This is a genomic window from Dyella silvatica (assembly GCF_026283955.1).
GTDB classification, from domain to species: Bacteria; Pseudomonadota; Gammaproteobacteria; order Xanthomonadales; family Rhodanobacteraceae; genus Dyella_C; species Dyella_C silvatica.
Genome location: NZ_JAPDPE010000065.1, coordinates 20,182 through 29,000 on the forward strand (window position 1 = coordinate 20,182; position 8,819 = coordinate 29,000).

At 61.4% G+C, this 8,819-nt stretch carries 11 protein-coding genes and 1 tRNA gene; 2 read left to right on the forward strand and 10 right to left on the reverse strand.

Annotation, left to right across the window (positions count from 1 at the left end):
• Positions 1–32 precede the first annotated feature (32 nt).
• From OUZ52_RS13670 to OUZ52_RS13690, 5 genes are all read right to left on the reverse strand, one after another.
• On the reverse strand, positions 33–170 hold the full coding sequence (locus tag OUZ52_RS13670; protein WP_266158963.1) for a hypothetical protein: 138 nt from the start codon (positions 168–170) through the stop codon (positions 33–35).
• 206 nt (positions 171–376) lie between these two features.
• Positions 377–452 (reverse strand) — tRNA-Thr (locus OUZ52_RS13675).
• Positions 453–641: 189 nt separating this feature from the next.
• Positions 642–1,358: an SPOR domain-containing protein gene (locus OUZ52_RS13680; RefSeq protein WP_266158964.1), complete on the reverse strand. Its 717-nt coding sequence runs from the start codon at positions 1,356–1,358 to the stop codon at positions 642–644.
• Positions 1,359–1,456: 98 nt separating this feature from the next.
• Positions 1,457–2,215, reverse strand: a complete 759-nt coding sequence (locus tag OUZ52_RS13685) for a type III pantothenate kinase (protein WP_266158965.1) — start codon at positions 2,213–2,215, stop codon at positions 1,457–1,459.
• Entirely contained in the window at positions 2,212–3,183 is a 972-nt protein-coding gene (locus OUZ52_RS13690; protein ID WP_266158966.1) for a biotin--[acetyl-CoA-carboxylase] ligase, read from the reverse strand. Before OUZ52_RS13690 ends, OUZ52_RS13685 begins: the two co-directional genes overlap by 4 nt.
• Before the next feature lie 328 nt (positions 3,184–3,511).
• On the opposite strand from OUZ52_RS13690, the gene OUZ52_RS13695 reads away from it, so the two are divergent.
• Together OUZ52_RS13695 and OUZ52_RS13700 are read left to right on the forward strand one after the other, a co-directional pair.
• Entirely contained in the window at positions 3,512–3,751 is a 240-nt protein-coding gene (locus tag OUZ52_RS13695) for a hypothetical protein (protein WP_266158967.1), read from the forward strand.
• Between the two features lie 6 nt (positions 3,752–3,757).
• Complete coding sequence (locus OUZ52_RS13700) at positions 3,758–4,528, forward strand: M90 family metallopeptidase (protein WP_266158968.1); 771 nt, start codon at positions 3,758–3,760, stop codon at positions 4,526–4,528.
• 35 nt (positions 4,529–4,563) lie between these two features.
• Here the strand turns inward: OUZ52_RS13700 and OUZ52_RS13705 are convergent, their stop codons facing one another.
• The 5 genes from OUZ52_RS13705 to OUZ52_RS13725 all read right to left on the reverse strand — a co-directional run bounded on the left by OUZ52_RS13705 (position 4,564) and on the right by OUZ52_RS13725 (position 8,735).
• Positions 4,564–5,976 (reverse strand): ATP-binding protein, encoded by a 1,413-nt coding sequence (locus OUZ52_RS13705; RefSeq protein ID WP_266158973.1) that lies wholly within the window; start codon positions 5,974–5,976, stop codon positions 4,564–4,566.
• Positions 5,942–6,634 (reverse strand): response regulator transcription factor, encoded by a 693-nt coding sequence (locus OUZ52_RS13710; RefSeq protein ID WP_114845204.1) that lies wholly within the window; start codon positions 6,632–6,634, stop codon positions 5,942–5,944. The genes OUZ52_RS13705 and OUZ52_RS13710 overlap by 35 nt, the downstream gene beginning before the upstream one ends.
• Positions 6,634–6,960, reverse strand: coding sequence for a PepSY domain-containing protein (locus OUZ52_RS13715; protein WP_266158969.1), 327 nt, complete (start codon positions 6,958–6,960; stop codon positions 6,634–6,636). Before OUZ52_RS13715 ends, OUZ52_RS13710 begins: the two co-directional genes overlap by 1 nt.
• 95 nt (positions 6,961–7,055) lie before the next feature.
• Positions 7,056–8,036: a tRNA dihydrouridine(20/20a) synthase DusA gene (dusA, locus tag OUZ52_RS13720; protein ID WP_266158971.1), complete on the reverse strand. Its 981-nt coding sequence runs from the start codon at positions 8,034–8,036 to the stop codon at positions 7,056–7,058.
• A 375-nt stretch (positions 8,037–8,411) separates the two neighbouring features.
• Positions 8,412–8,735: a DUF5056 domain-containing protein gene (locus OUZ52_RS13725; RefSeq protein ID WP_266158972.1), complete on the reverse strand. Its 324-nt coding sequence runs from the start codon at positions 8,733–8,735 to the stop codon at positions 8,412–8,414.
• Positions 8,736–8,819 lie beyond the last annotated feature (84 nt).

Below are 8,819 nucleotides of genomic sequence, written 5' to 3' on the forward strand. Positions count from 1 at the left end.
TGGATATCTGTCTGCCTCGGAATATCGAGGCTTCAAAGAGTAAGTGCGTTCTCGCGAACCAATGGCAGCCATTGCTGGCGCCAGGTATTCATGCTGCCTTCGAGCAGACGCATAGGGCTATCCAAGGCGACCATCGCGACAGCACGCCATGCACGGCAACGGCGATTCATACGCGGAACACCCATAAACCCTGGAATGGCTTGCTATTCATCGCGCCAAGTCTACAGGAACCCTATCGGCATCAAGCGACCGGCCCTTTGCTTTGCAGCGCAACACGCCACCAGTAACGCGGCTGGTAGTCACAGGACTAAAACAGAGCTCTGGCGAGCTTCATGGAGACGACCTTCATGCACTCGGCGCAGTGCGCGCCAGACCATGGTGCCGGCACCCGGATTCGAACTGGGGACCTACCGCTTACAAGGCGGTTGCTCTACCAACTGAGCTATGCCGGCGCATGGGCCGCGCAGTTTAGCAGGCTTGCAAGCATCTAATCTATCCAGCCAAACGATAATCCGCCCGAAAAGCCCGCCAAGCGCACGGTGCCCGAAAAGCGCGTCTCTCCGACAGATCAGCTGGCGCAGACCATGGCGAACGCGCGACAACGGCATGATGACGAAACCCAATAAGCGCCCAGTCAGCCCTTAGAAACAACCGGTGCTGTGCGAGCCCACGCCGCTATGAATGCGGCTGTGCCAATCGAAATGGGCGTTGTCGGCAATCGCCAGGTCCAGCCAGTATTCCGGCACGGTCTCGGTACGCTCGCTCATTTGCGCAGGAAAACCTCCAGCTACGACTTCGTCGCGGCGCTTGCGCGCATTGGCGGGGTCCTTGAACAGGCCCAGCGAAATCGTGTTCGACTGATCGCCAGAACTCACCACAAAATAATCGCCGATCTTTGAGGCACTCAGCTTGCGCGCCTGCTCCAATGCACGATCGCGACTGCCACTGGGCGGCAGGTGCACCCACCATCCTCGGCTCTGCGTCGTTTGCTCCTGACGCGAGCGCATACGTACCGCCTGGGTACTCAACGCACTGCGCGCAGTGCGCAGATCGACCTGGGTAGCGAAGGGCCCCAAGGCGGTGCAGGTATAGCTATTGGGGCGTGCCGGCGGCAGCGTTTGCGCGGCCACCGGCGCAGCCGTCTGGGCTGGCGCCGGGGCTGGCGCAATACTCGCACTCGGCGACACCGAACTGGAGGTAGCCGTCGATGCGGCGGGACGCTCTGATAGCAGCTTCAACGGAGGAATATCGGCGTCGGTGGCGCTGCGACCATGCGCATCATCCTGCCCAAGCCAAAGCCAGGCCCCCACAGCCATATTGAGCGCAATCAATAGAACAAAGAGCAGGCGCAGAAACATTCGGTGATCCACGTGCCATCAAGTAGGTGCCGGAGCAGAAGCGCAACGATCCGAAGTCATCTCGCATCGCGACATCGGGTCTCGGCTAAAGCGAGAGTCTAAACAGACGTCTGGGCTGGAGTATGTGTATTTGCCCACACCGCCAAACCATACAGCACGCCATCGGGCATTAATTGCGCGGGAAATGCCAGCAGCGGCAACAGCTGCCCGGCGTCGCCGCCGCCGAGACTCACGGTCATCGACCCACCGAGTTTCGGACTCATGCGTGCGACAAAGCGTTCGACCAGGGCGGCGGCCGCCTGCCAACACCCCGAAGCCACCGCATCGGCTGTGTTGTCTGCCACATCGAGGATCAGCCCCGGCCGCTCAGGCCGTACCCGTGCCGTCGCACCCAACAGCGATTGCTGCATCAGCTGCGGCCCTGGGGCGATCAAGCCCCCTAGATGACGGCCATCGCCGGCCAGCGCATCCAAGGTCAAACCCGTGCCCACGCCGATCAGCACGCAAGGCGCGTGGCCGCCGTGATAGGCCGCGACCATCGCCAGGAAGCGGTCGATACCCAAGCGCTCCGGCTCCGCATAAGCGCTACGCACCCCACAAGCCGCAGTCGGCGTGCGCAGCCAATACGTCGACTGCGCATAGCGCGACGTGACGATAGCCGCCACCTGCGCCTCGCGCGCGGCATCGACCACCGATGCGCCGAGGATCTGCGATGGCGCAGCTAACTCGCGCCAACTCTCGGTTAAAACCGCCTCGACATTTTCGTTCCAGGCCACCGCCCCGCGCGCGACTTCGGTGGAGCCGTCATGCAACACCCACTTCAATCGCGTATTGCCCAAGTCCAATAGCAATCTCATGCACGCCGCACCGTCACATCTGCACTATCGATTTGCCGCAGGCCTTGATCGGTCTGCAGCAGCAAGGCACCGCGTGCATCGACCCCCGCGCCGACACCATCGAGCGTGCCCAGCGCCCCCTGCAAACGCAGCGGCTTGCCGCTTAACAAATCATATTTGGCGTACTCATCGACAAAGCCGTCAAAACCTTCCCGCTCGAACTGAGCAAGGCCCTCGACCAGTGCGCCGATCAGGGTTGCTGCAGTACGGTTGCGATCAGGCGGGGTACCGCCGCACAAGCCCGCAAGATCACAGCTCGGCTGCCCAGCCTGTTCGCGCAATTGCGGCGTCAGGCGCAAGTTGAGGCCAATGCCGATTACCGCGGCACAGGGGCCTTGGTATTCGCCGCTGAGTTCGACCAGGATGCCGCCCAGCTTGCCGTCATGGGCCAGTATGTCGTTAGGCCATTTCAGCCCGGCACCGGCAACGCCCAGGGCATGGAGCGTACGCAGCACGATCACCCCGATAGCCAGCGAAAGCCCAGACAAAGCCGCAAATCCGCCATCGAACCGCTTCAAGCACGACAGATAAAGATTCAGCCCCGGTGGCGATAACCAGGGGCGGCCGCGGCGGCCACGCCCGGCGCTTTGGGTTTCAGCCAGCACCACGCTGAGATCGGCAGCCTGGGCAATCCGGCGCTGTAATTCGCTGGAGGTCGAATCGAGCTCCCAATGCAGCTCCAGCAGGCCAAGCCGCGCACTGGCGGCGGCCGGCAAGGCGGCGCGGATGGCCTGCTCATCAAGCATCTGCAGCGACCACGGCAGGCGATAACCCGCGGTGCCGCGCGCCTCGATCGGCACGCCACGCGCGCGCAGCGCCTCCACTTGCTTCCAGATCGCGGCGCGGGTCACCCCTTCACGCTCGGCCAGCGTCGCGCCGGAGGTAGCCTCGCCGTCAGCCAAGGTAGCCAGCAATTGTCGTGCCTGCATCAGCGTGCCATGCCTTGATAGTGCGCCGAAATTGCGAAGTCACTCGCACGGCGGGAATCGTCAGTCTCGTACATGGTCGGATTCTAGCCCGGCTCGCCCCCATCGGGCCGCCCGCGACATTTGCGATCACGTGGTGGTGGTGCGCGCCTGGGCCCTAGGCCAAACCGCTTAGGCTGCTCATCGCCTTCCCAAGCACTGGCATCAAGCCACCGTTTCTGCCAGCATCGGGAACTCTGCTTATGGGTCCTGGGGTCGGCTTGCCATGAGTGTCAAGCGGTTATTACTCGGATGTGCTCTGTGTGTCGCCAGCATCCATGCTGCGTCGGCCATGGAAGCTGACACCCAGGATATGACCGCCTCACAGCATGCAAGCAACGATTGCCCACCGCCGAAAGACAACAACGGCACTGGTGACGTGACGTTCATTGGTCACGAAGTGGCGCCGCAGGGCGGGCCGCCGTCCCCAGGTAGCAGCGATGGCGGCTCACGCAGCAGTTCACCGCCTCCTCCCAGCGGGCGCCGTCTCAGCCTGGGTTGGCAGTCGCTGCTTCCCGGCTCCATTCAGTAACTGTCATTGGCAGCGAGCGATTGGTGGCGACGTTTTCGGTCGCAATTCGAACCTCCCCCGATCCCTGATTTGTTATGGCGCCGCGCGCTAGCGGCCTGCCCGTTGGCGCTACGCCTCGACACGGCCAGACAGGCCGGATTGCGGCATTTGGCCACCATTTTCCTCGCGCGCAAGCGTTTTCACGCCCTGGCCGGCGCCGAACTGGACGAACGCCTGCGCCTGCTGATCGCCATGCAGGCTTGCTTACCCGCCTTACAACAAGGGCCACGCGGCTTGCGTGGCTGGAATGAAGTACTGATCTATCCCGGCGAATTCAAAGTGCGCCGCAAGCATCATGACGAACGCAGCGGCGTGGTCAGCGAGGCTGAGGATGTCTTGATTGGCGAAGCCTGGGAACATGGCCCGCTGGTGCTGTCGCTGGCCGACATCTTGCTGGACCTGGAACAGCCCTGGGACGGCTACAACGTCGTCGTGCATGAGATGGCGCACAAACTGGACATGCTCGATGGCCCGGCCGACGGGGTGCCGCCATTACCCTCCGGCATCGCTCGGCGCGCCTGGATCAATGCCTTTCAGCGCGCTTACGATGACTTGATCGCCGAAACGGCACGCGGGCGCGAGACACTGATCGACGCTTATGCGGCTGAAGGCACCGACGAATTCTTCGCCGTGGTCAGCGAGCTGCATTGGTCACAGCCCGGCGTATTACAACGCAGCGAGCCGGTCGTGGCCGAATTGTTGACCGCCTATTACGGACCTTCTCCGGCGCCGCATTGATATGACCTAGCGGCTCTGGCAGCCGCGCCTGAAACTCAGCTCGGCGGCAGCCTGACGCTAAAACGGGCGCCCCCGAATTCGGGCGAACGATCGACCGACAAATCGCCCCGGTAGGCGCGGATGATGTCTTGCACGATCGACAAGCCGATACCGTGACCCTGCACGCGCTCATCGCCACGCACGCCACGCTGAAGCACCTTCTCGACTTTATCGGCGTCGATGCCCGGCCCATCGTCTTCCACACTGATCCATAACCCTGGACGTTGACGACCCGCTTGCGGCTCCATCTTCACCACCAGCAAGACACGGTGCCCGGCCCACTTGAAGGCGTTCTCCAGCAGATTGCCCATCAACTCGAGCAAATCGCCCCGCTCGCCATAAAACACCGCGCCTTCGTCGATATCGAATTCGCACAGCACATTCTTGGCGGCGTACACCTTTTCCAGGCTTTGCACCAAATCCTCGGCATGGCCGGGAATCGGCACCGCGGTAGCGAACGTCTGCCGGCCGGAGGTTGCCGCGCGGGCAAGCTGATACGCCACCAGTTCATCCATTCGACGCACTTGATCGAGTACATCGCTACGCAGTGCGGTGGTGTCGTCCGCCGCCTCCAGACGGGAGCGGATCACCGCCAGCGGCGTCTTCAAGCTATGCGCCAGATCGGCCAGGGTGTTGCGATAGCGCGCACGCTGCTCGCGCTCACTGTCGATAAACGCGTTGATACGCTCAGTAAGGCCGGTCAGCTCCTGCGGATACTGGCTATCCAGCCGCTCGCTTTCGCTGCGCTCGACGCGGGTCATCTCGGTGGCCACTTTGCGCAATGGCGTAAGGCTCCAGCGCAGCAGAATCAGCTGCAACAGAATCAACATCACGCCTAGCGATGAAAGCCAAAACACCAGGCTGCGGCGCACCTCGGCGTTCTGACCTTCAAGCACTTCTTCCGTCTGCGCCACCATCAAGGTGAGACGCACGGATTTCTTTTCCGGCGTATCCATCGACACGCCATAGCTGTAGTAATACAGCCGCCCCGTGCGGGTATCGATCGGCCCGAACTGGCTTTGGCCGGGCTCCAGTTTTTTCAGAAAACTGAAATCGCGGCCGATCGCCGAAGCGGACTTCCAGATGGGACCATTGTCGACCAGCGCCACCGCATACAGCCCAGAGTCTGGGCGCGTAAAGCTAGGATCAGGCGGCGTATCGGGCAGCAGCACCTTGCCGAAGCGAGTGACCTCGGTGTTCGACAGATAGGCGGTTAGAAAATTTTCCAGGCGATCTTGCTGATCCCTCAGCACACTATCGGCATTGATGCGCGACAGGGTCAGTCCGACCACGCCAAGAAAGGCTGCCAAAACCAGCCCTGTGGCCAAAGCCGCACGCGCCGCCAATGAAAATGGGCGGCGCGACGGCGTAGGCTCATTTGTCGTCGCTATCGCTGCGGGGGATGGCAAAGCGGTATCCGCGTCCACGTACCGTCTCGATGGGTTTGAGAATACCTTCCGGATCCAGTTTCTTGCGCAGACGGCCGATGAAAACCTCCAGCACGTTCGAATCGCGATCATAATCCTGCTGGTAAATATGCTCGGTCAGGTCGGCTTTGGAAACCAGCTCGCCAGCATGCAGGATCAGGTATTCCAATACTTTGTACTCGTACGTGGTCAGGTCGACCAGCTTGCCCGACGCCGACACCGTTTGCGCCGTCGTATCGAGCCTGATCGGGCCGCAGGCCAGCACCGGCTTGGACCACCCACTGGCACGGCGAACCAGGGCATTGATGCGCGCCAACAGCTCTTCGACGTGAAATGGCTTGACCAGGAAGTCATCGGCGCCGTACTTCAGGCCCTCGACCTTATCTTGCCAGCTGCCACGAGCGGTCAGAATCAGGATCGGATATCGCCGACCGGACTCGCGCAACGCTTTAACCAAGTCCATACCGGACATTTTCGGCAAGCCCAGATCGATGATCGCCAGATCGAACGGCACTTCTTTCCCCAGGTACAGGCCTTCTTCGCCGTCCTGGGCGGCATCGACGGCAAAGCCATCGCGCTTTAGACGCGCTGCAAGCGTCTCACGCAATGGGGCCTCGTCCTCCACCAAAAGGATACGCATCAATCTTTCTCCTTATTGCCCTCACCGTCACCGGTCGAGTTTTTGGTTGAATCTGCGGAAGCTGGGCCCTTGGTACCCTCGGTAGTCACCGTCATCACGCGCACATGCCCCGAAGGCGTGAGCACTTTGATGCGGTGTTCGAAGGAGCCACGCCCGCGCCGTACCGTACTAGCAGACAGCACCTTGCCACCCGTTTCATGCTGAACCTGGCGAATCGCCTGCTCCAGCGTGATGGCGGGTTCACCCGCCTGTGCCAACACGGAACCAGTCCATGCCAGGCCAGCTACGGAAAACAGCAAAATTCCTATGAGCCGTATGTTTTTCATTGCTTATTTGGGTCTCGGTAGGGCCCCTAGAGCGGACCCCATTTCGTTCAGCTTATGCAGTCGCGGCTGAATACTGACCGGACAGACGCTCACTGTCACGCAGCAACCCGTTGCGGCGCCAAGGCCTGCTCCACCAGCCCCCATCCCGCTCCGGGCAAATGGGCGCCCTCGCTCAAGGTACGGCGGAAACCACGCGCCCCCGGCTGCCCTTGATACAGGCCCAGCAGATGCCGGCTGATGTGTTTCAAGGCGGCGCCCCGAGCCAGCTCAGCCTCGATATAGGGCCGCATGCGTTGCAGCATATGGGCACGCTCCGGCAGGGGCTCGCCATATAACGCGGCCTCGACCTGGGCCAGCAGATACGGGTCGTGATACGCGGCGCGCCCCAGCATCACGCCATCGACGTGCCCCAGCTGCGCCTGCACCTCTTCTACCGTGGAGATTCCGCCATTGATCACCACGGTAAGCTGCGGAAATTCGCGCTTGAGGCGATAAACCCGCTGATAGTCCAGCGGCGGAATTTCGCGGTTCTCCTTGGGGCTCAAGCCCTTCAACCACGCCTTGCGCGCATGCACCACCAACACCTCGACACCGGCGCCCAGCATGGTCTCAGTAAAGTGCTGCAGATCGGCATAGTCATCCTGATCATCCACGCCGATGCGGCATTTCACCGTGACCGGGACATCCACCGCATCGCGCATGGCCTTGACGCAATCGCCGACCAAGGCCGGTTCATACATCAGGCAGGCACCAAAACGGCCCGACTGAACCCGGTCAGAGGGGCAGCCCACATTGAGATTGATCTCGTCGTAACCTGCATCGGCGCCATAACGCGCCGCCGTCGCCAGCTCCCGCGCATCGCTGCCACCCAATTGCAGCGCCACCGGATGCTCTTGCTGGCTGTGCTCCAAGAGCCGCAACTGCTGCCCCCGTACCAAGGCCGCGCTGGTCACCATCTCGGTATACAGCCGCGCATGCGGCGACAACAAACGATGGAAATACCGGCAGTGCCGGTCGGTCCAGTCCATCATCGGCGCGACAGTGAGGCGGAAATCAGAGGGGTCGATAGGCTGCATGGCGGCATTTTAGCCGGTTCGGCGCGCGGGCATCCAAGCAGCATTCTTTAGTGCATGAGCAGCCAGTGCGCGTAGGTGACTCGGTGATTGAAATGGTCAGGAACAACTCGGGGGTGTCGCCGCACACGGGTAATCAACCTGCCCCCGTACTTCATGACGCGAATCAAACACGGCCGTCTCAGGTATTACAAAGCCCTACAAATTGAATGGCCGGCTTTCCCTCTACTTCAAGACGCCCTTTGCCACCCCAACATCACGTAGTCCAGCCCCAGGCGTGACCTCTGTGGTGATGTCCGCAGTCGGAAGCGGACATCTGCGGGAGGTCTACCGTCCACTACGATAGCTCCTTCCCATCATGCTGCCCCATCCAGGATGTCAGCGACTACTGCTTTCCGCCAAGCTCCACATCAATGCCAGCAACGACATGGCCGCCATCATCACCCACATGCCGATGGCGGACATAGATGGTTCTCCAGCCAGCCAGTCACGCCAGCCGTTATGAAGCAGCGGCAGGCTATCCATGCAGATCCAACACGCTGCAGTCCCTATCAGCACACCTATCCATAATGGCCATGTGGCTCGGCGGCGACGGGGTGGCAAATGCTGCATGACGCGCTCACTGAAACCGTCGTCGGCAACGGGACCATCGAACTGCCGGCGCATCAGCGCTTCGATAGTGTCGTCGTGCGATTCATTCATGATGTTTCCTCCGTGTTCGCATCGCGCCAGTCAGCTAGCCAGGTCTTTAATTTTGCTTTGCCGCGCGTCGCATGAGTCTTCACC